Annotated in this window: 17 protein-coding genes and 1 pseudogene; 11 read left to right on the top strand and 7 right to left on the bottom strand. The window is 73.4% G+C overall.

Annotated features, from left to right (window positions below):
* Window positions 1-47: 47 nt before the first annotated feature.
* Window positions 48-1160: an NAD-dependent epimerase/dehydratase family protein gene (locus ASD33_RS16645; protein ID WP_079044813.1), complete on the bottom strand. Its 1113-nt coding sequence runs from the start codon at window positions 1158-1160 to the stop codon at window positions 48-50.
* Between the two features lie 228 nt (window positions 1161-1388).
* Between ASD33_RS16645 and ASD33_RS16650 the strand changes: the two genes are divergently transcribed.
* Together ASD33_RS16650 and ASD33_RS16655 are read left to right on the top strand one after the other, a co-directional pair.
* Window positions 1389-2054, top strand: coding sequence for a hypothetical protein (locus ASD33_RS16650; protein ID WP_242427012.1), 666 nt, complete (start codon window positions 1389-1391; stop codon window positions 2052-2054).
* 45 nt (window positions 2055-2099) lie between these two features.
* Window positions 2100-3587: a PepSY-associated TM helix domain-containing protein gene (locus ASD33_RS16655; RefSeq protein WP_056560287.1), complete on the top strand. Its 1488-nt coding sequence runs from the start codon at window positions 2100-2102 to the stop codon at window positions 3585-3587.
* On the opposite strand, the gene ASD33_RS16660 is transcribed toward ASD33_RS16655, so the two are convergent.
* Together ASD33_RS16660 and glnII are read right to left on the bottom strand one after the other, a co-directional pair.
* The gene (locus ASD33_RS16660; protein WP_056560291.1) at window positions 3588-4148 is read right to left on the bottom strand and encodes a winged helix-turn-helix domain-containing protein; all 561 of its coding nucleotides are present in this window, start codon (window positions 4146-4148) and stop codon (window positions 3588-3590) included.
* Window positions 4149-4554: 406 nt separating this feature from the next.
* Window positions 4555-5586, bottom strand: coding sequence for a glutamine synthetase (gene glnII, locus ASD33_RS16665; protein ID WP_056560294.1), 1032 nt, complete (start codon window positions 5584-5586; stop codon window positions 4555-4557).
* Window positions 5587-6057: 471 nt separating this feature from the next.
* On the opposite strand from glnII, the pseudogene ASD33_RS16670 reads away from it, so the two are divergent.
* From ASD33_RS16670 to ASD33_RS16680, 3 genes and pseudogenes are all read left to right on the top strand, one after another.
* A pseudogene (locus tag ASD33_RS16670) lies at window positions 6058-6863 on the top strand (transposase); the annotation flags it as partial.
* 215 nt (window positions 6864-7078) lie between these two features.
* Complete coding sequence (locus ASD33_RS16675) at window positions 7079-7990, top strand: Gfo/Idh/MocA family oxidoreductase (RefSeq protein WP_056560296.1); 912 nt, start codon at window positions 7079-7081, stop codon at window positions 7988-7990.
* Window positions 7968-8495, top strand: coding sequence for a GNAT family N-acetyltransferase (locus ASD33_RS16680; RefSeq protein ID WP_056560299.1), 528 nt, complete (start codon window positions 7968-7970; stop codon window positions 8493-8495). The genes ASD33_RS16675 and ASD33_RS16680 overlap by 23 nt, the downstream gene beginning before the upstream one ends.
* On the opposite strand, the gene ASD33_RS16685 is transcribed toward ASD33_RS16680, so the two are convergent.
* Both ASD33_RS16685 and ASD33_RS16690 read right to left on the bottom strand, forming a co-directional pair.
* Window positions 8464-9999, bottom strand: a complete 1536-nt coding sequence (locus ASD33_RS16685; RefSeq protein WP_079044814.1) for a PLP-dependent aminotransferase family protein — start codon at window positions 9997-9999, stop codon at window positions 8464-8466. The two genes, ASD33_RS16680 and ASD33_RS16685, sit on opposite strands and share 32 nt — an antisense overlap.
* Entirely contained in the window at window positions 9996-10448 is a 453-nt protein-coding gene (locus ASD33_RS16690; protein ID WP_056560302.1) for a MarR family winged helix-turn-helix transcriptional regulator, read from the bottom strand. Before ASD33_RS16690 ends, ASD33_RS16685 begins: the two co-directional genes overlap by 4 nt.
* 60 nt (window positions 10449-10508) lie before the next feature.
* Here ASD33_RS16690 and ASD33_RS16695 point away from each other — a divergent pair, with 60 nt between their 5' ends.
* Window positions 10509-11378 (top strand): alpha/beta hydrolase, encoded by an 870-nt coding sequence (locus ASD33_RS16695; RefSeq protein ID WP_056560304.1) that lies wholly within the window; start codon window positions 10509-10511, stop codon window positions 11376-11378.
* A 12-nt stretch (window positions 11379-11390) separates the two neighbouring features.
* Here the strand turns inward: ASD33_RS16695 and ASD33_RS16700 are convergent, their stop codons facing one another.
* On the bottom strand, window positions 11391-11750 hold the full coding sequence (locus ASD33_RS16700; protein ID WP_056560308.1) for an ArsC/Spx/MgsR family protein: 360 nt from the start codon (window positions 11748-11750) through the stop codon (window positions 11391-11393).
* Window positions 11751-11898: 148 nt separating this feature from the next.
* Here ASD33_RS16700 and ASD33_RS16705 point away from each other — a divergent pair, with 148 nt between their 5' ends.
* The 4 genes from ASD33_RS16705 (at window position 11899) to ASD33_RS16720 (ending at window position 21669) form a co-directional block, all read left to right on the top strand.
* Window positions 11899-12174, top strand: a complete 276-nt coding sequence (locus tag ASD33_RS16705) for a hypothetical protein (protein WP_056560310.1) — start codon at window positions 11899-11901, stop codon at window positions 12172-12174.
* A gap of 208 nt (window positions 12175-12382) precedes the next feature.
* Window positions 12383-13228 carry a hypothetical protein gene (locus ASD33_RS16710; protein WP_056560312.1) on the top strand — a complete coding sequence of 282 codons (846 nt, stop codon included), beginning with the start codon at window positions 12383-12385 and terminating at the stop codon, window positions 13226-13228.
* Window positions 13221-16517: an ATP-binding protein gene (locus tag ASD33_RS16715; RefSeq protein WP_056560314.1), complete on the top strand. Its 3297-nt coding sequence runs from the start codon at window positions 13221-13223 to the stop codon at window positions 16515-16517. Before ASD33_RS16710 ends, ASD33_RS16715 begins: the two co-directional genes overlap by 8 nt.
* A 25-nt stretch (window positions 16518-16542) precedes the next feature.
* Window positions 16543-21669, top strand: coding sequence for a hypothetical protein (locus ASD33_RS16720; protein WP_056560317.1), 5127 nt, complete (start codon window positions 16543-16545; stop codon window positions 21667-21669).
* Window positions 21670-21772: 103 nt separating this feature from the next.
* On the opposite strand, the gene glnA is transcribed toward ASD33_RS16720, so the two are convergent.
* Complete coding sequence (glnA, locus tag ASD33_RS16725) at window positions 21773-23197, bottom strand: type I glutamate--ammonia ligase (protein ID WP_056560321.1); 1425 nt, start codon at window positions 23195-23197, stop codon at window positions 21773-21775.
* 243 nt (window positions 23198-23440) lie between these two features.
* On the opposite strand from glnA, the gene ASD33_RS16730 reads away from it, so the two are divergent.
* A complete protein-coding gene (locus ASD33_RS16730; protein ID WP_056560323.1) occupies window positions 23441-23908 on the top strand; it encodes an RDD family protein in 468 nt (155 codons plus the stop codon).
* Window positions 23909-23994: the final 86 nt, after the last annotated feature.

Here is a 23994-nt window from a genome sequence, read left to right on the forward strand (position 1 = left end):
CAGCCGGTTCGTCACGGCCGGGCGAGGAGCCCGGCGAGCCCGCCGGGTCAGGCGCGCCCCGCGGCCCCGGCGTGCCCGTCGGCCCCGGCGAGCGCGGTGAGCACCTCCGCCTCCCGTTCGGGGGAGAGGCCCTTCGGCCCCCGGTCCGGCCGCTGCGGCGCGACCCCACCGAGCGATTCCAGCCACGCCCAGGTGTCGGCGACCGTCTCGGCGACGGGCCGGCAGCGCAGCCCGGTCGCGAGCGCCCGGGAGACGTCGGCGGTGTGCATCGCGTCGTACGTCTCGCCCGGCGGCAGCCACACGGGCAGCTCCGTCCAGGGCTCCACCCCGGCGGCGAGGAGCGCCTCGGGATCGGCCCAGCGCAGCTCGACGGCAGCGGCACCGGTACCGGCGCTGGTACCGGCATCGGCACCCGCGTCGGCGCTGGTCCCACCGACCCCACCGGCCCCGCCCGTCCCACCGGCCGCCCGTACGCACGCGTCGAGCAGCTCGCCCATCGTCGCGTGGCCGGGCGGCGACACCAGGTTGTACGGCCCGGAGAGCCCGGCGGCCACCGCGTCGAGCGTCCACTCGGCCAGGTCGCGCACGTCGATGTACTGGATCGGCAGCGCCTCGGGGCCGGGTGCGAGGACCTGACCGCCGCGCGCCATCCGGCCGAGCCACCAGGGGAGCCGGCCCACGTTCTCGTACGGGCCGAGGACGAGCCCGGCGCGGACGAACAGCGACCGCTCCGGGCCGAACGCGTCCGCGACGGCCAGCTCGCCGCCCCGCTTGGCCTCCGCGTACGGCACCTCACCGGCGTCCGGCGAACCCTCCACCAGCGGACCGTCCTCCGCCAGCCCGGCGGCCGCGGGCCAGGCGTACACGGACCGGCTCGACACGTACGCGTACCGCTCGACCCGTCCGGCGAGCAGCCGGGCCGCGTCCCGCACCACCGAGGGCGCCGCCGACCAGGTGTCCACGACGGCGTCCCAGGATCCGGTGGCGAGCGCGGCGAGGCCCTCCGGGGCGGTGGTGCGGTCGCCGAGCAGCGAGGTCACCCCCGCGGGGGCCGCGTGCCGGCCCCGGTGGAACACGGTCACGTCCCAGCCGCGGTCGAGCGCGGCCTCGACGACCGCGCGGCCGACGAACTCCGTTCCTCCGAGCATCAGTAGCTTCATGATCCGAGCCTGCCGGGCCGGATGCCCCGGGACCAGGGTGTTCCGCTCCGGGAGGATTCCGCCACGGGAGGAACGTCACGGGCGCGTGAGGGACGTCATCGCCCGCGGAGGTGGTCTCGTGCGCCGCACGGCCGGGTGACACCATGACGGGCGATGACGGATGCCCGGTCGCCCCTGCGCGCCTTGAGAGCCGCCCTGTTCGCGGTGGTGTGCGTGACCTTGGCCGCCGTGGGGCATTCATCCATGTCCGCGCACCGGCTGCCGGCCGTCGCCCTGCTCGGCGCCTTCGCCGCGACGGCGGCCGCGGCCTGGACGGCGGCGGGCCGACGCCGGGGCGCGCCGACGGTGGCGGGTGCGATGGCCGTACTCCAGGGGGCGCTGCACCTGCTCTTCTCGACGGCGGGCTCACGGGCGGGGGACACGGGCCATCCGATGACGGACCCGGCCATGGGTGCGGCGAACGCCGTGGACGGGATGCCCCACCCCGGCGGGATGCACGGCGGCCTCCACGGGACGCACGCCATGAGCGCCATGAGCCCCGCCACGGACATGGGTTCGGGCACGGACATGGGCTCCACCATGGCCATGCTCTCCGGCGGCGGTCTCGGCATGCTCGCCGTCCACCTCCTCGCCGCACTGGTCTGCGGCCTCTGGCTGGCCCGTGGCGAGGCCGCGTTCCTCACCCTGGCGGAGGCGGCCCTCGCGTACGCCTTCACCCCGCTCCGCCCGCTCCTCGCGCGCGTGCCCGTGCCCCACCTCCCGCGTCCCGCGCTCCGCCGGGCGCGCCGGAGCGCCCACCGGCCGCACACCGTCGTCCTCGCGCACGCCCTCTCCCGGCGCGGCCCGCCCCGGCTGCCCGCACCCCGCGCCACGGCCCTCGGAGCTCACGTCTGACCCGGGGGTCCCTTCCCCCTGTCTGCAACGAGTCCGAGGACAGTCATGACGATCGACGATCCCGCACGCCCGGAAACACCCGAGGCGCCACCGTCGGAAGCCACGAAACCCCCCAAGCCGCAAGAGCCCACCGCCAAGGCCACCCCGACAACCCGCACGACCCCCACCAAGCCCACCACCACCTGGAGTTCCCTCCGCCCCCTCGTCCTCCGCCTCCACTTCTACGCGGGCCTGCTCGTCGCCCCCTTCCTCCTCGTGGCCGCCGCCAGCGGCCTGCTCTACGCGCTCTCCTTCCAGGCCGAGAAGATCGTGTACGCGCACGAGCTGGAGGTCCCCGTCGGAGACACCACCGTCCCGCTCTCCCGGCAGGTGAACACCGCCCGCAAGGTCAACCCGAACGGCACCGTCACCGCCGTCTGGCCCGGCGCCGAACCCGGCGCGACCACCCGCGTCCTGATGGCCGACCCGGACGTCCCCGAGGGCACGTCGCTGGCCGTCTTCGTGGACCCGTACACCGGTGACGTACGCGGGCAGCTGCCCAGTTACGGCAGCTCGGGGGCGCTCCCGTTGCGCACCTGGACCGACGGTCTGCACCGCGACCTCCACCTCGGCGACCTCGGCCGGAACTACAGCGAACTGGCCGCGAGCTGGCTGTGGGTGGTCGCGCTCGGCGGTCTGCTGCTGTGGCTCGGCCGCCGCAGGCGGAACCGCCGTGCCCTCTTCGTACCGGAGGGCGGCCCGGCCTCCCGGCGCCGCACCCTCTCCTGGCACGGCTCGGTCGGCCTCTGGGCGGTGACCGGTCTGGTGCTGCTCTCCGCCACCGGTCTGACCTGGTCGCGGTACGCGGGGGAGAACATCGGCGTCGTGCAGGACGGTCTCGGCGGTGCGACCCCCACCCTGACCGCGACCGTCGGCGGCGCGGCCGGCGGGTCCTCGGAGCACGAGGGCCACGGCGGCGCCCACACCGGCACCGCCACCGCCCAGGGCCCGGACATCGGCATCGACAAGGCGCTGGAGGCGGCCCGCGCGGCCGGCATCGACAGCGCGAGCGTCTCGGTGACGCTGCCCGCCGAGGGCAAGGGGTACGTGGTCAAGGAGACGGACACGCGGTTCCCGGTCGAGCTGGACGCGGTGGCGGTGAACCCGGCGGACGGAGCGGTGCTCGACCGGCTGGCCTTCGCCGATTATCCCGTGCTCGCGAAGCTCACCCGGTTCGGCATCGACGCCCACACGGGCGTGTTCCTCGGCCTGTTCAACCAGCTGGCGCTCGCGGCCCTCGCGCTGTCCCTGATCCTGCTGATCCTCTGGGGCTACCGCATGTGGTGGCTGCGCCGCTCGGGCCGGCCGGTCGCCCGGGGCGCCTGGCGCAAGGTGCCGCCGACGCTGCTGCTGCCGCTCCTCGCGGTCACGGCCCTGGTGGGCTGGTTCGTCCCGCTGCTCGGCCTGAGCCTGCTGCTGTTCCTGGCCGTGGACCTCGCCCTGGCGCTGGTGGCCAGGGCGAGGGCGAGGTCCGGTGCGGGCCCGACCGGCTGATCAGGGCGTGTACTTGTAGCCGACCCGCCGCACGGTCTGGATCGTGTGGCGGTGCTCGGCGCCCAGCTTGCGGCGCAGCCGGGCCACGTGCACGTCGACGGTCCGGCCGTCGCCGACGTGCCCGTACCCCCACACCGTCGTGACCAACTGGTCGCGGGTGTGCACCCGGTGGGGGTGCGCCACCAGATGGGCGAGCAGCTCGAACTCGAGATACGTCAGGTCCAGCGCCTCCCCGTCGACGACGGCGATCCGCCGGACCCCGTCGATGGCCACCGACCCCTGCTCCTCCACGGGAGCGGGGGCGGGCGCGGACGCGGGGGAGGGCGCGGCGAGCGGCAGCCGGGGCTGCTGATCGGCCGGTACGAGGACGAGGTACCCGACCATCGGCGGACGCCCCGGCAGGGTCGGCAGCGTGTGCTGCGGCGCGGGCAGCAGGGTGGCGCCGGGCGGCAGGAACTCCGCGACCTGGGCGAAGTCGACGACTTCGTGCGGGTCGACGGCGCGCAGTCGGGGCCGCCCGGGACGGACGGCGGTGAGGGAGGCGCTCTGGGTGTGGGCCATGGCAGGTCAGCTCTTTCGCGCGGGAACGGACGGAGAGGTCTCGTACGTCGTGCGCGTCGGCCGAAGGCCGGGATCGGACCGAACCGATCGGGGCTTTAGAGGGCCGACGCGTTCCTCGCGCGTCGACAGCACCGGTCGAAGTCGTGGTGCTGCCGGGAAGGCCAGAACGGCTCGAGGTCGTGACGACCCGTCGCGGTGTCGTTCTGCATGATGGCCATATCCCTATTGAACCAGAAGGGAATGCCTCCGACGAGCCCTTCCCCGGCCAAACCCCGTGTAGCGCTTCCCACGTACCGGGAGCCGGCCCGGCTCGGTACGACGAAGAGGCCCGGCTCCGTACGACGGAGAGGGCGCCCACCGTGCGAACCGGTGGGCGCCCTCTCCGTGTCTTGCGCGGTGCTGCGGATCAGACCTGGCCGGCCTTCTCCAGGGCCTCGCAGCAGGTGTCCACGATCAGGCGGGTCACCACGTACGGGTCCACGTTCGCGTTCGGGCGGCGGTCCTCGATGTAGCCCTTCTGGTCCTGCTCGACCTGCCACGGGATGCGGACCGAGGCGCCGCGGTCGGAGACGCCGTAGGAGTACTGGTCCCACGGGGCGGTCTCGTGCAGGCCGGTCAGACGGTCGTCGATGCCGGCGCCGTAGTTCTTGACGTGGTCGAGCGGCTTCGAGCCCTCGCCGAGCGACTCGCACGCGGTGATGATCGCGTCGTAGCGCTCGCGCATCGCCTTCGTGGAGAAGTTGGTGTGCGCGCCCGCGCCGTTCCAGTCGCCCTTCACCGGCTTCGGGTCCAGCGTCGCGGAGACGTTGAAGTCCTCGGCCGTGCGGTACAGCAGCCAGCGGGCGATCCACAGCTGGTCGGAGACCTCCAGGGGGGCCAGCGGGCCGACCTGGAACTCCCACTGGCCGGGCATGACCTCGGCGTTGATGCCGGAGATGCCGAGACCGGCCTTGAGGCAGTTCTCGAGGTGCGCCTCGACGATCGGGCGGCCGAAGATCTCGTCCGCGCCGACGCCGCAGTAGTAACCGCCCTGCGCGGCCGGGAAGCCGTTGACCGGGAAGCCGAGCGGACGGGTGCCCTCGAAGAAGGTGTACTCCTGCTCGATGCCGAAGATCGGCTCCTGGGTCCCGTACCGGGCGGAGACCTCGGCCAGCGCGGCACGCGTGTTCGACTCGTGCGGCGTCATGTCCGTGTTCAGGACCTCGCACAGCACCAGGATGTCGTCGCCGCCGCGGATCGGGTCCGGGCAGGAGAAGACCGGCTTGAGGACGCGGTCCGAGGCGTGGCCCTTGGCCTGGTTCGTGCTGGAACCGTCGAAGCCCCAGATCGGCAGCTCGTCGAGCGCGAGGACGTCACCCACGATGATCTTCGTCTTCGAGCGAAGCTTCGCGGTCGGCTCGGTGCCGTCGATCCAGATGTACTCAGCCTTGAAGGTCACGGGTCTCATCCTTTGGCGTGCTGCTGCGGGGTTCCGCTGCGGCTCGCGGCACTGCGAGAAGCTGCGGTCTCCGCGCTGACTGCGCGGTGTGTGTTCGACCGCAGCTTCGCAACACGGCATTTCCCGTCGGTTGCCCGTTTGTGAACCCCGTGTTACTCAGCCTTCCTCTTTTTCCCGCGCCGGGTCGGCGCTCGGTCCGCGTCCGGCCCGCTCCCGGTCGGTGAACTTCGGGCACCGGGCCGCCGTGGCCCGCGTACGGGTGGGCGGGTTCCCCGTGCAAGCCCTCGACGAGCGTCGGACCCGCCGCGTCGTATACGGGGTTCGGGATGATCGGCGGAAGCTCGTAGGGCGGGGCGATGGCAGTGCTTTCCGCTACTTTGCCGACATGAAGGTTGTCGTGCGGGTGAAGCTCCTGCCGGATGCCTGCCAGGCGCCTGCGCTGCGGGCGACTTTGCGCGCGGTCAACGAGGCGACCGGTGTCTGTCCTGGCAGTACGACACCGGGACGGTGTCCATCTGGACGACCGCGGGGAGACTGAAGAACCTTCGGTTCGCCTGCTCGGCGGACGGGCTCACGACGCTGCGCGCGTACCGCAAGGGCGAGTCCGATCTGGTCGAACACGACGGGGCGTTCTACCTGATCGCGACGTGCGACGTTCCCGAGGCCGAGACCTACGAGCCGGCAGGGTTGGTGTGGATCTCGGCATCGTCAACATCGCGACCACGTCCACCGGCTACCGGGCTGCCGGACGCGGCCTGAACCGGTACCGCAAACGCCAGCTTGATCTGCGCCGCAAGCTCCAGTCCCAAGGCACCACGTCCGCCAAGCGCCTTCTCAAGCGGCGAAACCGGCGCGAACGGCGTCACGCCACGAACGTCAACCACATCATTGCGAAGAAGATCGTCACCACCGCTGAACGCACCGGCCGTGGCATCGCCCTGGAGGACCTCACGGGCATCCGCGACCGGGTACGGCTCCGAAAGGACCAGCGGGCACCACTACACACATGGGGCTTCCGGCAGCTCGGACGGTTCATCGCCTACAAGTCACGGCGGGCCGGAGTGCCGCTGGTGTACGTAGACCCCGCGTACACCAGCCGACAGTGCTCCCCATGCGGCCATCTCGACCGGAGGAACCGCGTCGACCAGGCGACGTTCGTGTGCCGGGCCTGCGGTGTCTGCCTGCACGCGGACGACAACGCGTCCCGCAACGTCGGCCGCAAGGGCGAAGACATGTGGACCTCGGGGCGTGAGTCACGCGTCCCTGCCGCCCCGTAGCGGGGCGGCAGGACGGAGGGGACCGTCCGGCAGCCAGTCGGGAATCCACCTCCAAACCCGGTCCTTCAGGACTGGGCGAAGTTGACAGGCAGGTTCCGGAAGTCGCACCGGAGCTCCGCGGCGTCGGGGAACGCCGGCGTCGGGCGGAGCAGGTCCGGGCGCGGGTCGGGGTGGGTGCCGGGGCGGTTGTCGTAGGGGCCGGGCAGACTGGGGGGATGGTGAAGCACCTGGGTGGGAAGCCCCGTATCGGACTGCTCGGCACCGGACCCTGGGCCGGGCGTACGCACGCGCCCGCGTTGGCCGGGCACGAGGGCGTCGAGTTCAGCGGGGTGTGGGGGAGGCGCCCCGAGGCGGCGGCCGAGCTCGCCGCCGCTTCCGGCACGCGCGCGTACGACGACGTGGACGCCCTCTTCGCGGCCAGCGACGCCGTGGCGCTCGCCCTCCCGCCGGACGTCCAGGCCCCGCTGGCCGTGCGCGCGGCGGAGGCCGGCTGTCACGTCCTCCTGGACAAGCCGGTGGCCACGACCGTGGCCGGGGCCCGCGCGGTGGCCGAGGCCGTCGAGACCGCCGGGGTCGCCTCCGTGGTCTTCTGCACCCTCCGCTTCGCCGCGCCGACGGCCCGCTGGATCGAGGAACAGGCCGCGGCCGACGGCTGGTTCCTCGGCGAGGCGCACTGGCTCGGCTCGCTCTACGGGCCCGGCTCGGACAGCGCGTACGCCGCCTCCCCCTGGCGCCGCGACAAGGGCGGCCTGTGGGACGTGGGCCCGCACGTGCTCTCCGTCTACCTGCCGGTCCTCGGCGACGTCACGGAGATCACGGCCGCCCGGGGCCCCGCGGACACCCACCACCTGGTCCTGCGCCACGCGTCGGGCGCGAGCAGCACGGCCACGCTCACCCTGAGCGCCCCGCCGGAGGCGGCCGAGGCGGCCCTCACCCTGTACGGCACCGCGGGTCGCGCCGCGATGCCCCGCTGGGACGGGGCGGTGGGCGCCTTCGGCGCGGCGGTGGACGCCCTCGTCACGGCGGCCCGCACCGGACGCCCGCACGCCTGCGACGCCCGCTTCGGCCTCCGCCTGACCGAGATCCTCACGGAGGCGGAGCGGCGTGCCGCCGACGCCGGCGCCTGAGCCCGGCGCGGGCCGGCCACTCCTGCGGACCGTCACCCCGGCGGACTGGCCGCTCTGGCGCGAGGCCCGCCTCGCCTCGCTCGCCGGCTCGCCGGAGGCGTTCCGGGTCCGGCTCGCGGACTGGGGCCGGGGCGGCGAGGAGCGTTGGCGCGCCCGGTTCGACGACCCGGAGACGTACGGGGTCCTCGCGCTGCTCGACGGCCGGCCGGCCGGACTCGCGGGCGGGCTCGTCGCCCCCGACGGCCTCCCGGAGCTGCGGTCTCTCTGGGTTGCGCCCGAGGCCCGGGGCCACGGCCTGGCCGCCCGCCTGATCGCGGCCGTCGAGACCTGGGCCCGAAGCGGCGGGGCCGCGGTCCTGCGGCTCTCCGTGCTCCGGACCAACACCCCGGCGATCACCCTCTACGAGCGCCTCGGCTACGCCTCCGCCCCCGCGCCGTCCTCCGCCCCCGCGTCGTCCCCGGCTCCCGAGCTCGTCATGACGAAGGTCCTGCCGGTGGCGGGCTGAGCGCCGCCCCGCCCGAGGCGCCTCCCAGCGCCTCTTCCAAGCCCGCGCACAACGCGTCCAGGGCGGGCCCGTACAGCCGCTCCGGCGGTGTGGCGTAGCCGACGACCAGGCCGTCCGGGCGGGGCCCGCCGCCCGCCTCCGGGTGGCGGTAGCCGGCGAGGGCCTCCACGGCGACGCCGTGCCCGGCCGCCGCCGCGACCGCCGCCCGCTCCGTGCCCGCCGGCAGTTCGACCACGGCGTGCAGACCGGCGGCGATCCCCGTCACCCGTACCGCCGGTACCCGCTCGGCGAGCACCGCCGCCAGCCGGTCGCGCCGGGAGCGGTGCCGTTGCCGCATGCGCCGGACGTGCCGGTCGTACGCGCCGGAGGCGAGGAACCCGGCGAGGGTGAGCTGCTCGACGGCGGAGGTGTGCGGTTCGCGTGCGCCCTTCGCCGCGACGACCCGGTCGACCAGGTCGCCCGGCAGGCACATCCAGCCGATCCGCAGCGCGGGGGAGAGGCTCTTGCTGACGGAGCCGAGGAGGACGGTCCGGTCGGGGTCCAGGCCCTGGACGGCGCCCACGGGCCGCCGGTCGTACCGGAACTCCCCGTCGTAGTCGTCCTCGACCACCAGACCGCCGGAGCCCCGCGCCCACTCCAGGACCCCGGCCCGCCGCTCGGGGTGCAGCGGCCCGCCGGTGGGGAACTGGTGGGCGGGGGTGAGGAGAACCGCGCGCGCGTGGCGGGGGATCTCGGCGGTCCGCGCCCCGTTCCCGTCGACGGCGACCGGCACGGTGGCGATCCCGGCCTCGGCGAGGAGCCCTCGGTGGAACGGCAGCCCGTACTCCTCGACGGCCCACGGACCCGCCCCGCCGCCGAGGACCCGGGCGAGCAGCCGCAGCGCGTGCGCGGCGCCCGAGCAGATCACGATCCGGTCCGCGGCGGTCCGCACGCCCCGGACCCGCGCGAGGTACTCGGCCAGCGCGAGCCGGAGTTCGATCCGGCCCTGCGGGTCGCCGATCCCGAAGGCCTCGTGCGGTGCCTCCGCCAGCGCGTGCCGGGCCGCAGCGAGCCAGGCGGCGCGCGGGAAGGCGCCGGGGTCGGGCTTGCCCTGGACGAGGTCGTACGGGAGCGGCGGCGGCGCGGCCGGCCGCACCGGGCCGGGGGAGGGCGCGGCGATCCGGTCGGCGACGCGGGTCCCGGAGCCCTGGCGGGAGGTCAGCCAGCCCTCGGCGACGAGTTCGGCGTAGGCGTCGGCGACGGTGTTGCGGGCGATGCCGAGGTCGGCGGCGAGCGAGCGGTAGGGCGGCAGGCGGGTGCCGGGGGCGAGCCGCCCGGAGCGCACGGCCTCCCGCAGCGCCCCGATGAGCGCGGCCCGCCGCCCACCGGCACGGCCGAGATCCAGATGCAGATCGACACCGAGGGCGTGGGCTTCGCCGGCCGGGCGGGGCCGGGGCTGCGCCTGTCCCTGTGGTGGGGACTGCGGCCGCGGGTCGTGGTCGGGGTCGTCGAGCCCGCCGCTCATCGGTCCTCACCCCCGCCCAGGAGGTCCCGTACCCCTGTCAGGAACCGCCGTACGGCCTCCCGCTCGCCCTCCTCGAACCCGTCGAGCAGTGTCACGGCTCCGTCGACGAGGGGGCCGAAGTGGGCGCGGCCGAGTTCCTCGGCGCGTTCCTCGACGGTGAGCAGCACCCGCCGCCGGTCGCGGGTGTCGCGGGTCCGGGCCACGTACCCGAGGCGTTCGAGCCGGTCGACGACGGCGGTGGTGCCGGCCGAGTTGAGGCCGAGCCGCTCGCCGAGCCACCCGGCGGTCGCCTCGGTGCCGGCGCGCCCGGCGTCGAGGAGACAGATCAGGGCGCGGACATCCGTGGGATGCATGCCGTTCCGTGCGGCGAACTCGCCCTGCCGCAGGCCGAATTCGACCGTGACCTCACGGAGCAGATGAAAGATCCGCAGCTCCGGTGACTCCGCCACCGCATCCTCCTATTATCTCGTTGAGCGAGACTATCGCCGAACGAGAGGACCGTACCGGCCATGTCCGACCGCTTCGACTCCGCGTACGACGCCCTCCTGGCGACCTGGCCGCATCCCACGACCGTCGCGGAACTCGCCACCCCGTACGGCACCACGCACGTCCTGCGCCACGGCCCCGAGGACGGCCCGCCCGTCCTCCTCCTGCCCGGCGGCGGGGCGACCGCCTGCTCCTGGCGGGCCACCGCCGCCGCGCTCGGCGCGACGCACCGGGTGTACGCCGTCGACCTCGTCGGCGGACCGGGCCGCAGCCGGCCGGGCGACCGCCCGATCCGTACCGCCGCCGACCTGACGGCCTGGCTCGACGCCCTGCTCGACGGCCTGGGGATCGCGTCGGCGGCGTTCTGCGGCCACTCGTACGGTGCGTGGATCGCCCTCCGGTACGCGCTCGCGTCCCCCGGCCGCACCGACCGCCTCGTCCTGCTCGACCCCACCGGCTGCTTCGCCGGCTTCCGCCCGGCGTACCTGATGCGGGCCCTGCCGATGCTGCTGCGCCCGACACCGGCGCGGACGGCGGCGTTCCTGGCGTGGGAGACGGGTGCCGCGGAGCACGACCCGGCGGTACGGCGGCTCGACGCCCTGGCGGCGGACCTGCCCCGGCACCGCCCGGTCACCGGCCCCCGCCCGACGGCCGCCGAACTCGCGGGGCTGCGGGCGCCGGTGCTGCTGCTCCTGGCCGGGGCCGGGCGGGTCCACGACGCCCGCAGGGTGGCGGCCCGCGCGACGACCCTCGGCCTGCGGGCGGACATCATCCCGGCGGCGACCCACCACACCCTCCCGGCCGCCCTGGACCGCGCCGAGCTTGCCCGCGTCGCGGGCTTCCTCGGGGAGGGCGTCGACGGTGCGGACCGACTCGACGGCCAGGCCCGATGAGACGGTCAGGGCTCAGCGCGACAGCGCGTCCCGTACCGCTTCCTCCGTGCGGCCCACGACGGCGGTGCCGTCCTCCGCGGTGATGAGGGGCCGCTGGATGAGCTCGGGGTGCGTGGAGAGCGCCTCGATCCACCGGTCACGGCCCTCGGCGTCGCGGGGCCACTCCTTCACGCCGAGCTCCTTCGCGACGGCTTCCCCCGTCCGCGTGATGTCCCAGGGTTCGAGCCCGAGGCGGTCGAGCACCTGCCGGATCTCCTCGGTGGACGGCACGTCCTCCAGGTAGCGGCGCACGGTGTACTCGGCCCCCTCGGCGTCGAGCAGGGTGAGGGCGCTGCGGCACTTGGAACAGGCGGGATTGATCCAGATCTCCATGGCTCCCACGGTACCCCCCAGGGGCCTGTCCACCACCCCCCAAACCCTGTCTGGCCAGGGGCGATTGTCAGTGGGGGTCACTAAAATGGTGGGTGAAGGCGAGGGTCCCGGGGAGGGCCCGCGCCCCGCCGTCCGCCAGGAGGTAGCCATGGCCGTCGCCGTGATCCGGACTCCGTCCCTCGAACCCTGGAAGCCCCTGCAGAGGAAGGCGCTCCCCGCGGGCCGCCCCCGCGAGTGGTACGTGTCGCACAACCGGCGCCTGAAGGCCATGCGCCTGTCGATCGCCCTGCTCGACGCCGGGGTCTACATCCCGTCGAAGGCCACGGACGCGAAGATACGCGCGACCGCGGCCACCCTCGGCATCCACCCGCCCTCGGACACCACCTGCCGCATGGTCCGTGCCCTGATCCGCTACGGCCGCTGACCCGAGAAGGATCAGAGCGAACGACGGGTCCGCCGCCCCCTGGGACACCCCGGGGGCGGCGGACCCGTGGAAGCGCGTCCCAACTGCCCGGCCGACTCCGGGAGGAGAGGGACCGTCACCTCTCCGCACTCTCCCCGCCCGGCTGTTCGGGGCTATTCTTCTGGCATGCTCGGCCGGGATGTTCCGGCCCGTCATCGGGGGAGGCGAAGTGGCCCGCATCGTCGGCGTACACGGCATCGGTTGGTCCTGGCGGTCGCGCGAGGAGATGCACGAGACGTGGCACGGAGCACTGACCACGGGACTCAAGAACATCCGCTACGCCGACGCCGCGACGGTGTCGTTCGAAGCGGCCTACTACGGACACCTGTACAACGCCGGCACGGGCAAGTCCGGCGGTGGCGCGCTCTACACCGCCGCCGACGTGGCCGACGGCTTCGAGTACGAACTCCTGGAGGCCATGGCAAGGGAGGCGGACCCGGCGGCCTTCGACGAGGACAGTGACGAGCCGGCCTCCAAGGGGGGCGTCGTCCGCGGCGCCCAGGCCTGCCTCAGCATCCTGGAGCGGACGCCGTACCTCGGCGGAATGACCGCCTCGGTCCTCATCCGCCAGATCAAGCAGGTGCACCGGTACTTCGAGGAACCGGCACTCGGCGAGGAGATCCGGGCCGAGCTGGAGACGGCGATCCAGGAGGACACCCGGGTGGTCCTCGCCCACTCGCTGGGCAGCGTGGCCGCCTACGAGGTCCTGTGGAAGCTCAAGGACGTCCGGATCGACACCCTGGTCACCATGGGTTCGCCGCTCGGGCTGAAGTCCATCCGCCGCCGTCTGGCCCGCTCGGCCGACGCGGAGCCGGGACGCCCGCCGTCCGTCCGCCGCTGGGTGAACGTGGCCGCGGAGCAGGACGTCGTCGCTTTGCGCAAGAAGCTGAAGACCCTCTACAACGACGAGGTCGAGGACTTCGTCGTCGCCAACCCCCTGCTCCACATGCACGACTGCACCCGCTACCTCGCCAACCTGCGGACCGCTCGCGCCGTCGAGGCAGCTCTTGGGTGAGCGGTGGTTCCTCCTGGCGGGGGAGGGCGCGTACGGCGAGGGCACCGGCCTGGCGCGGCTCGAACACGTACCGGACGAACTGAAGGCGATGCGCCGCACACTCCAGGACCTGGGGATGCGGGAGATCCGCAGGCCCGGGGGAGCCTCGGGGGAGCGGGGCCTGCACGAGGTGTGCGGGGACCTCGGTGACTGGCTGGAGACCGTGCGGAGCGGTGCGCAGGAGCCGCCGCTGTCGCTGTTCGTCTACTGCACGGGACACGGCGAGGTGAAGGCGGGCTCCAGTTGGGGCCTGGCCCTGCCGACGAGTACGCGGGGGAACAAGCGTCTCGTCAAGCCGGTAGACGTGATGGAGACCTTGTACGGGGACGAGGAACCCAGGAAGCCCCTCTTCGACCAGGTGGTCCTCGTCCTCGACGCCTGCTACTCCGGGCCCGGCGCGGCCGATGCCATGGAGACCCTCCGGGGTCAGGCCGCCGTCGGGAACGTCGACTACGACGCCTGGGTGATCGCGACGGCCCGCAGAACACAGGAGGCCGGACAGCTCGCCTTCGCCCGCGCCTTCGGCAAGGCGCTCGACGAGAGCCGCGGCACGTCGGAGTTCATCGAGCCCACGGTCCTCGTGGAGCGGGTCAACAGGCACCTGTCGACGGACAAGCAGGAGGTCTGGGTGCACTCCGTCGGCCGCGGGAGCTGCCGCGCGCTGCCCGACCCGGCGCACATGCCCCGTATCTCCCCCGACTGGCTCGACCGCGACCCCCACTTCGACGAGTGGTCCCACCTCGCACGCGGCCGCAGCGGACCGCGTCAGGAGGGCTGGTACTTCTCCGGCCGGGCCGAGGAACAGCAGCGTCTCCGCGAGTTCATCGCCGGCGGAGGACCGGCCGGGCCGCTCATCCTCAGGGGCGCGGCCGGGGTCGGCAAGAGCGCGCTGCTGGGGCACCTGGCCGTGTGCGGGAAGCCCGAATGGCGGCGGCTGTTACCGCCCGTCGTCCGGCGCCGGAGCGGCGGCCTGATCCTCCCGGACGACTCCGTGCACGCGCTGGTGACCGCCCAGGACGCCACCGTGTCGAACCTGGCCCGGCGGATCGGCCTGGCGCTCGGCCTCGGCCTGAGGGGCGCCCCGACGCCGGACGAGCTGTGTGAGGCCCTGGAGCCCCTGCCTCCCCGGACCGTGCTGGTGGACGACCTCCACCTGGCCGAGGACGACCTCACGGCCCTGGTCACGGAGCTGCTCGACCCGCTTGCCGAGTACGCGCGGACCACTGTCATCGCCTCGGCCGGTCACGACCACGCCGCCGACGCGGTGTGGCAGGACCGTCAGCTGCCGGTCTTCCAGCTCGGCACCGACGACGAGGGCGTCCGCGCCTATGTCGACGCACGCCTGCGCCATGCCCCGACGGCGGGTAGGGGCACCCACGGCCTCCCCTCCCGGAGGGGCGCCGGCGCCATCGCCGCCGCCTGCCACGGACACTTCGGAGCGGCGGTCCACGCGGTCGACGCCTTCCTCCGTACCCCGCACGACCGCGACGGCGGGGCGAGCGCGAGGGACGCGGCGGCGACGCAGCTGCGGATCTTCCATCTGAGCCTGCTCGCCTCCCGGGACCACTCGGATGCCTGGTGCCGGGCGATGCTGGAGCCGGTGCGGGCCGCGGCCGCCTGCGGGCACGAGGCAGGCCTGAGCGCCGAGCACTGGGCGGCCCTCGCCACGGCCGCGGACCGCTCCGGAGGGACGTACGGCCCCGAGGAGGCGAGGGAGGCCGCGGAACTGCTGTCCACCGTGGTGACGAACACCGCGGACACGGCGAACAGCGCGGGCAGCGGTACGGGCAGGGACGCCGGCACACGTACGGGAACGGGTACGGGTACGCGGACGGGAAGCGGCTCGCTCCCCGCCCCGCCCCCGGCGTGGCGCCTCGCCACCCCCCTCGCGCCGCAGCCCCGCGGGCGGGAGTTCGCCGAGGCCGTACGGGACTGCCTGCCCGTCCACGCGTCCGAGGAGTCCGGGATCGACTGGGCCGCCGACACGGCGCTGACCGCCCTGTTCGCGGACGCCTCCTACCCCTTCCGCAAGGAGTTCGCCGCCGAACGGTCCTCGCTGGCCTTCCTGACCGCGTTGCCCGGCGGCGCGCTCGCCCGGCACCTGGACGCCGGAGGGGGCCCGGCCCTGCCGGAGGCCGTCGACGCGGGCGTACGGGCGCAGAAGCCCGGACTCTCCCCGGCGGAGCGGGTGTTCCAGGTGAAACTGGCCCTGCTCCGGTCCGGAGAGGGCGGACACGATCTGGACCCGCGCGGCGCCGGCGCCGGGGTCGACATCCTGTGGGCCACCCACAGGGACACGGTGGCCGTACCCGACCTCCTGGCGGTCGCGGGCGGCGCGGAGGGCGACGGCTTCGTGGTGACCACCCACGGCGACGCGTCCGTACGGCTGTGGAACCTGGCGGACGGCACCCAGCTGGACGACACCGTGCCGTCCGAGGACGGCGGCATCGCCACGCACATGGCGCTCGCGGTCGTCGACGGCGCACCCGTCGTCGCGCTCGTCGCGGACGGCGCGGGACTGCTGTGGTGGCCGCTGACGGACCGGGCCCCGGAGCCGCTGGCCGCCCTGGACGGGGCGACGGCGGTCTCGCTGCACGGCGACGGGCTGCTCGCCGTCGCCAGGGGCGCGCGGATCGAGGTCGTCGCCGTGGACGGCACCGGGCCGACCAGGTCGTTCACCGTGCCGGGATCGAGCGGTGTGACCCAGGTCCATCTGGGGGGCGAGACCGGTGACGTACGGCTCGTCGCCACCACCGACTTCGGCACCGTGACCACCCGCGTCCTGGACACCGGAGTGTCGGCGCTGCGACGTCAGCCGTTGCTCATGCCCGCGACGCAACACGCCGTGGTGTCGTCGACCGGCCGCACCCTGGGGATGCTCGACCAGGGCGGCGGGCTGTTCGTGTGGGACGAGAGCCGTGGGGTGCGGGGCCTCGAACTCCCCGCCGCGCGTGACGGGGCGGTCGTGCTCGCCGTCGGCGACAGCCTGGCGGCGGCGGCCGGCGACGCGAAGAACCCCTGGCTGCGCGTCCTCCCGGTCAGCTCCGGCGACGCACGCCCGGCGCCCCGGCTGCCGCTGCCGGACCAGCCGCTCGCGCTCGCCTTCGACGCGGACGGCTCCCACCTGATGGTGGCCGACGTACGGGGAGTGTTCTGCCTCGACGTCAGCCCCGACCCGCCCGGGCCGGATCGGTCCCCGCCGTCTCCGGGCGACTCCGATCCGCCCCGATCGGCCCCGACCCGTTCCTGACGACCGACCGCAGTGAGGAGGCAAGATGACGGCTCTGGACTCCGTCTCGGCACGCGAGGGTGTCATCGGCGCGCTGCTCGCCCTCGACGGCATCCTGGCGAAGCGTCAGGAGGGCGCGCCGCGCACGCCCTCCGGCGTCCTGCTCGAACGACTCCACACGCGGGGTCTCCGGCCCCTGCTCCGGGACGCGGAGCGGAGGGGGCTGCGGGGCGCGGGGCTGGGCATCCCGGACCGGTTCGTGACCGACGGCTCCGGGCGCGTCAGCCTCGAACTCCTCGTCGACCTGCTCTCGGACCCGAAGGCCTGCGAGGGCCCGTACGCCGAGCTGGTGACGCACCTCCAGGAGGTCGAGGGCCTGGAGGACGACCTCTCCCAGCTGTACGAGTGGGCCTGCGCACCCGACAGCGGCCCGCACGCCCCCGAGACGGACGCACCAGGGACGGACGCCCCCGGCACGGACGCCCCCGAGAAGGCCACCGTCGGGGAGGCCGCCGCCGTGGGCACCTCCGCCACCCACCTGAACGCCACCATCCGCCACGCCGGTGGCGACCCGGACCTGCCTCCCACGGTCTGGGCGGCCCGGTTCGCCCTGGAGAGCAAGGCCGGCGACACCGCCGCCGGACACGACGAAGCGGTCCGGGAGCTGACCGGCATCACCAGGAAGTGGAACTCCGTCGCCCCGGCCACCAACAGGGCCTCCGACAGCGGCGCCGAGCCCGTACGGACCCTGCTCTTCCAGCTGGGGTTCGACGAGGAACTCAAGGGGGACCCGAAGCCGAGGCTGACGGTCCCCGGCCTGCTGCCACCGAGCCGCGTCGACGACACCACCGTGGCCCTGCCCGCCGCCCTCCGGCTGCTGTCGCGGACCCTCGGCGCCCCCGAACTGGCCTACCCCGGGACCCGGACCCTGGCCGCCGGCAAGTACGCCCAGCCCCACCTCAACCCGACGACGCAGTTCCTGCCCATGGACCCCGACGAGGCGGCCCTGCGCGCCGACGCCTGCGGGGGCACGCTCGTCCATCCCGGGCAGGGCGGCTGGTTCCGTACCACCGCCGGAGACACGACCCCGACACTCGCGGTCGCGGACCCCGGTCTCACCCTGGCGGGCGCGGCCCGCGCCTACTGGGGCGAGGCCTGGGACGACTGGGCGCGGAGCTGGCACACGCGCACCCTGAAGGCCACCGACTGGAGCCTCTACGACTGGACGCAGACACAGCCCAACCAGCAGCGCCTCCCCGACATCCGCACCGACCAGGTCGACAGCCTCGTGGCGATCTTCCAGGAACCGGAACGCAAGGTGGCCGTCCTGGGAGGGCCGTCCGGTTCCGGGAAGAGCTGCATCGCCCGCTGCACGGCACGCGCGCTCGCCGAGACCGGGCGGCGGGTGATCGTGCTCGTCCCCGACAACCGGGCGTTCCCGAGCGGTGACGTCCTCGCCGAAGGCGTACGGCACGCCCTCGGCAGTCTCGGGCCCCCGGACCGGCCGGAGTCCGGCTGCCCCGTCGTCATCCTCGACGCCATCCGGCCGATGGGCGAGACGGACGTCGACCACGTGCTGCCCGCCGTGTCGGCGGAGCTCGGCGTCAGCGTGCTCGCCTGCCTGGAGTACGACATCAACTCCCACCACGACTGGCAGGCGGCGAACCTCACCGTCGTCCACTCCGTCGTCCGCCCCGCCGCCCTCCTCGACCTGGCCTTCCGCGCCCGGGAGATCCACGGGGACACGGTCGCGGGGAACGCCCGCTTCGTCGAGGCGCTGGCACGCCGCTGCGGCCACGACCTCAGCAACTTCGTCAAGGGGCTGTGCGACTACCGGGGCGGGAACGACAGGCCCGAGCGCCTGGAGGAGGAACTGCGGGCGACCTTCAAGGGCGACCCCGACCTGGGGGCCGACACACAGGACCTGGCCGCCGTCGTCGCGGCCGTCTCCCTGCTCGGCGGGAACGTGGCCGTCCCCGAGGGGGAGCGCGCCAACCTCTTCAGGCTCGGCGCCGCCCCGGACGGAGTCGCCGACCGGCTCCGCTTCCCCAGCCAGGCCGACTGCCGCACGATCCTGGACGCCCACGCCGAGCTCGAGCACCCCGACGAGGCGACCCGGCCGCGCCGCCACGACCAGGTCGCCGACCTCGTCGCCAAGGAACTCTTCCGTGACCTGGAGGACCGCCGCAGCGGGCTGCTGCCCGTGCTCCGCGGCGCGCGCCTGTACGACGAGCGCACCTGCCGGACCCTCGCGGAGCGCCTGCTGGACCCGGATCACGAGGACGACTTCGCCAAGTGGCGCCGGAAGGCCTCCCCGGTGGCCATCGCGCTGGTGCTGCTCGCGATGGACTCCTCACTCGGCGAGAGGGTGATCGGCAGGCTCCTGAAGACCCTCGTGACGCGGCTGCCCGAGACCACCCTGGGATCCGCACGCGACCTGCTGGCCGTGATCCGGGCGATCCACCGGCACCGGCACCGCTTCAGCGACTCCCAGTTCGACACCCTCGCCGACTGGATGGTGCGGCGGTTCGGGGACCTGCTGGAGTCCAGGCCGAGGGCCGGCGACGGGCTCTACAGCGTGCTGGAGCAGCTCAGCCGCTTCCACGATCCGCGCCTCGACGAGATCGTCGCCACGCGCGGATCGGAGACCCTGATCCGCCTCAACCCCGACAAGGCCCTCGACTACCGCACGGTCAGCCGGGTCGAACGCCTGGTGCGCCGCGCCGCCAACGACATCGGCGAGCCGGAGTACGCCTCCTGGGTCCAGAACGAGGCCGAGGTCCGCAAGCTCCTCGACCACGACCCCGACCCCACCCGCGGCATCGCGCTGTACGTCGCGTCCCTCGTCCTCCGGGCGCGCTACGACCCCGACTACGAGGACTGGGACATCGTCTTCGTCCGGCACGAGACGCGCATCCGGCAGGCGCTGCGGCACACGGACGCGGTGGACCTGCGGTTCGCGCTGGAGGAGGCCCGCGACTACCAGCTCGCCTTCGTCACCAAGCTGCTCAACGACAAGAAGATCAACAAGGGGGAGGGCTTCGGCGTCGCCATCCACAACGCCCTGCGCACGGCGACCCCCACGGACGCGGCCCTGCTGCTGCGGACGACCAGCGAGATCCACGACTACACCGCCCGCCACGCGCTGTACGGCGACCGGGCGGAGCGCCCCGACGTCGGTCTCGCCCGCACCCTCGCCCAGCAGGTACGGGGCAACCAGGACGCCAAGGGCGCCGGTCTGCTGCTCTCGGCGACGGCGCGCGTCGACGAGCTGTTCCTCACCGAGAAGAAGGGCTTCTGCCAGTTCCTCGCCGAGGAACTCGGCAAGGACTGGGTGCACGCCCGGCTGGAGGAGGACCCGCGGATCTCCATCCAGTACCACCTGATCAAGGGGATCTGGGAGGCCAACGCCTCCTTCCGGGAGGAGTGCCTGGACCTGTTCGTGGACGTGGTCGCCAGGGCGCTGAACCGCTCGATGCGGCCCTGGGGCCCGCAGGCCGCCCTGCTGCTCGGGCAGGACGAGGAGTTCGGGGCGGAGTTCCTGGAGAAGCTCGGCCGGCACGTCGCGGACAAGAGGCTCTTCGACGGGATGAAGGAGGCGCCCATCGCGGACGCCCGGCGCTACTTCCACCAGTTGGGCCGTGCCATGTACCAGGGGCTGCCGGGCCAGTACGTCAACGAGCACGACGCGGCCGTCTTCATCGAGCGCATGGCCTCCGCCTCGCCCTCGTCGTCGGCGCTGTGCGCCCGTGAGGTCGCCCGGACGCTGGTCGACGGCGGTGTGCCGGTGGGGGACGCCGGGCTGTGGGTGCTGCGGAAGGAGGGCACCGAGACCCCGGAGTCGGTGGGACGGCGCTGGGGCGCGCAGATCAGCCGAGGGGCCAGTGCCAACCAGGTGACCGAGGTGATCAACGTGCTGGCCGGGCTGAACGGCGCCACCGCCTCGGCGACCCTCGGCTATCTGAAGGGCAAGGAGATGGTCCGGCGCGGGCGCAAGTACAGCCTGCTGCGGGACAAGGTGCGCCAGGCCGTGTACAACGACCCCGTCGAGGCGGCCCGGCTGCTGACGGCGGTGGAGCGGGCGACCGCCGGCGCCGGTGTCGAGCTGATGCGCGACCTGCAGGGCGAGAGCGGAGCCTGGAACGCCTTCACGAGCGAGGTCGCCCACATCCAGCACCCCACCCAGCAGTACCAGGTCGTCCGTCAGCTGGTGGCGCTCGGGCTGCGGTCGGGCGGCAGGCACTCGAAGTGGGTGGACAACCTCGGCAAGCGGCACGAGGCGACGGTGCGACAGGTGACCAGCCCGGCCGCGCTCGCCGACGTCCTGCGGCTGGCCCTGATCTGGGACGCCGAGTGGGCCGGCCGGCTGGCCGCGGGCGTTCCCGGGCAGCGGCTGGCCAGAAGGCTCGGGTACGCGCGGGTGAGGGACCTGATGCACCTGCCCTCGCTGCTGTCGCTCCTCGTGAGGGCGGAAGCCGAGGAGCCCGTCCGGCTGCTGCTCGACGAACTGGAGGAGCTGCCGCCCGAGTCCCTGGTGAAGCGGCTCAACCCGTTCTCCGTCGACATGCTGCTGGACGTCGCGCTCAGGGTGCGGCCGGAGTTCGCCCACCGTCTGGCGCCCGCCGTGGCCGAGGCGGTCGACGCGCAGATACGGCGTGAGATGGTGCTCGACGAGGCGAAGCACTGGAACGAGATCGGCTGGATGGCGAACTCGCTGCACGCCATGAACCAGGGCGGGCTGCTCTCCCCGCAGATCCCGAAGCGCAGCCCGAACCCGTCCTATCCGTACGCCACCGCCTGGGGCGCGATGTGGCTGCCCCGCCAGAAGTGGACCGGGGAGACCCTCGACGGCGTGGCCGGGCACATCGTGAACCCGGCGGTCTCCGGCGCCCACTCGGTCTTCGTCGCCTACGCCTACGCGTCGGCCGAGGGCCGCACCACCGAGCTGCGCTCCCCGGACGGCGGCTGGCCCGCCCTCGGCAGGTGCAGCGCCCGCGCGGTCGCCGCCCTCCAGCGGATGTCCGCGGACGACCCGGCGCTGCGCACCGCGCTGCTCTCCCAGGAGACCGACCTGGTGGACCGGCTGGACCGGCCCACGGCCCAGACGGACGCCTACGTGAAGGAAGCCCGCGCCTGGTTCGTCCCCGACGCCCGCACCGCCCGCCGGGCGTAGGGCCGCCGGGAACACGCCGATGGGGGCCGTCCCTTCCTCCGCGAAGAGGAAGGGACGGCCCCCATCAGTCAGGTCGTACGAAGGACCCGCGGCTCAGGGAGCTCTAGAGGTCGAAGTACAGCTCGAACTCGTGCGGGTGCGGGCGCAGCTGGATCGGGGCGATCTCGTTCGTGCGCTTGTAGTCGATCCACGTCTCGATGAGGTCCGAGGTGAAGACGCCGCCGGCCTGGAGGTACTCGTTGTCCTCCTCCAGGGCGGTGAGGACGGCCTCCAGGTTGGTCGGGACCTGGGGGACGTTGGCGTGCTCCTCGGGAGCCAGCTCGTAGAGGTCCTTGTCGATCGGCTCCATCGGCTCGATCTTGTTCTTGACGCCGTCGAGGCCCGCGAGCAGCAGCGCCGAGAAGGCGAGGTACGGGTTCGAGGACGGGTCCGGCGCACGGAACTCGACGCGCTTGGCCTTCGGGTTCGAGCCCGTGATCGGGATGCGCATGGCGGCGGAGCGGTTGCGCTGCGAGTACACCATGTTGACCGGGGCCTCGAAGCCCGGGACCAGGCGGTGGTACGAGTTCACCGTCGGGTTGGTGAACGCGAGCAGCGACGGGGCGTGCTTGAGGATGCCGCCGATGTAGTAGCGGGCCATGTCCGAGAGGCCCGCGTAGCCCGTCTCGTCGTAGAACAGCGGGGAGCCGTTCGACCACAGCGACTGGTGGACGTGCATGCCCGAGCCGTTGTCGCCGAAGATCGGCTTCGGCATGAAGGTCGCGGTCTTGCCGTTGCGCCAGGCGACGTTCTTCACGATGTACTTGAAGAGCATCAGGTCGTCGGCCGCGGCGAGCAGCGTGTTGAACTTGTAGTTGATCTCGGCCTGGCCGGCGGTGCCGACCTCGTGGTGCTGGCGCTCGACCTGGAGGCCGACGTTCTCCAGCTCCAGGGAGATCTCGGAGCGCAGGTCGGCGAAGTGGTCGACCGGCGGGGCCGGGAAGTAGCCGCCCTTGTAGCGGACCTTGTAGCCGCGGTTGTTCTCCTCCGAACCGGTGTTCCAGGCGCCGGCCTCGGAGTCGATGTGGTAGAAGCCCTGGTTCGCGGAGGTCTCGAAGCGCACCGAGTCGAAGACGTAGAACTCGGCCTCGGGCCCGAAGTACGCGGTGTCGGCGATGCCGGTGGAGGCGAGGTACGCCTCGGCCTTCTTCGCGATGTTCCGCGGGTCACGGCTGTACTGCTCGCCCGTGATCGGGTCGTGGATGAAGAAGTTGATGTTGAGCGTCTTGTCGCGGCGGAAGGGGTCCACGCGGGCCGTCGACAGGTCGGCGCGGAGCGACATGTCGGACTCGTGGATGGCCTGGAAACCGCGGATCGACGAACCGTCGAAGGCGAGCTCCTCCGCCGGGTCGAAGGCCGTCGCCGGGATCGTGAAGTGCTGCATCACGCCCGGAAGGTCGCAGAACCGGACGTCGACCATCTTGACGTCGTTGTCCTTGATGAACTTGTTGACCTCGTCGGCGTTCTGGAACCCGTGCTTCTCGGACATCCAACTCCTCCTACTCCCGGCCCGGGGAGGGGCGGGGTTGCAGCTCGGTCGTGCGGCCAGTGCGGTGGCACACGCTGGACCCGACCATAGGCAGACGGGATTTCTCAAGCATGACCCAATTGTTTCGTCGAAGTTAACCGGGCTGGGTGTCCCCGGGGCGTTCCGGCGCGCTCGGCGCCCGTCCGGACCGGCTGTGCCCACCCGGGCCGAAGTGATCAAAAACGGGCGCAGTACCGTGGTCGCGTGGACAACAGGCAAGCACTCGGATCCTGGCTCTCCGGCCCCCGCGCGGCGGCCGAGGAGGCCGGCGTGGACTTCGGCTACCGCGGTCAGCAGCTGGGACTGCCCGAGGAGGGCCCCGGCTCGATCGCCCGCCCGGGACGGCGGCTCGGCGCCCTCGCCGTCGACTGGGCCCTCTGCACGCTGATCGCATACGGCTTGATCACCGACGGCTACAACCAGGCCACCGGCAACTGGGCCCTCGTCATCCTGCTCGTCCTGAGCGTGCTGACGGTCGGCACCATCGGCTCGACGCCCGGCAAGCGCCTCTTCGGCCTCCAGGTCGTCTCCGTGCACGGCGGCCGCCTCGGCCTGCCGCGCGTGGCGCTCCGCTCCCTGCTCGTCTGCCTGGCCCTCCCGGCGCTGATCTGGGACCGCGACGGCCGCGGCCTCCACGACCGCCTCTCCGGCGCCGTCCAGGTCCGCATCTGATCCCCGGGCGCGGAGCTCCTGAGCAGGAGGCCGGCCCCCCGAGCGCGGAGAAAGGCCCCGGACCGTTGTCACGGTCCGGGGCCTTT

The sequence above is a fragment of the Streptomyces sp. Root1304 genome (genome assembly GCF_001426405.1).
Classification (GTDB): Bacteria; Actinomycetota; Actinomycetes; order Streptomycetales; family Streptomycetaceae; genus Streptomyces.

Coding starts and splice junctions, on each gene's coding strand:
- ASD33_RS16645 (WP_079044813.1), bottom strand. CDS start 1,160: ATGAAGCTACTGATGCTCGGAGGAACGGAGTTCGTCGGCCGCGCGGTC.
- ASD33_RS16655 (WP_056560287.1), top strand. CDS start 2,100: ATGACGATCGACGATCCCGCACGCCCGGAAACACCCGAGGCGCCACCG.
- ASD33_RS16660 (WP_056560291.1), bottom strand. CDS start 4,148: ATGGCCCACACCCAGAGCGCCTCCCTCACCGCCGTCCGTCCCGGGCGG.
- ASD33_RS16675 (WP_056560296.1), top strand. CDS start 7,079: ATGGTGAAGCACCTGGGTGGGAAGCCCCGTATCGGACTGCTCGGCACC.
- ASD33_RS16685 (WP_079044814.1), bottom strand. CDS start 9,999: ATGAGCGGCGGGCTCGACGACCCCGACCACGACCCGCGGCCGCAGTCC.
- ASD33_RS16695 (WP_056560304.1), top strand. CDS start 10,509: ATGTCCGACCGCTTCGACTCCGCGTACGACGCCCTCCTGGCGACCTGG.
- ASD33_RS16700 (WP_056560308.1), bottom strand. CDS start 11,750: ATGGAGATCTGGATCAATCCCGCCTGTTCCAAGTGCCGCAGCGCCCTC.
- ASD33_RS16705 (WP_056560310.1), top strand. CDS start 11,899: ATGGCCGTCGCCGTGATCCGGACTCCGTCCCTCGAACCCTGGAAGCCC.
- ASD33_RS16720 (WP_056560317.1), top strand. CDS start 16,543: ATGACGGCTCTGGACTCCGTCTCGGCACGCGAGGGTGTCATCGGCGCG.
- glnA (WP_056560321.1), bottom strand. CDS start 23,197: ATGTCCGAGAAGCACGGGTTCCAGAACGCCGACGAGGTCAACAAGTTC.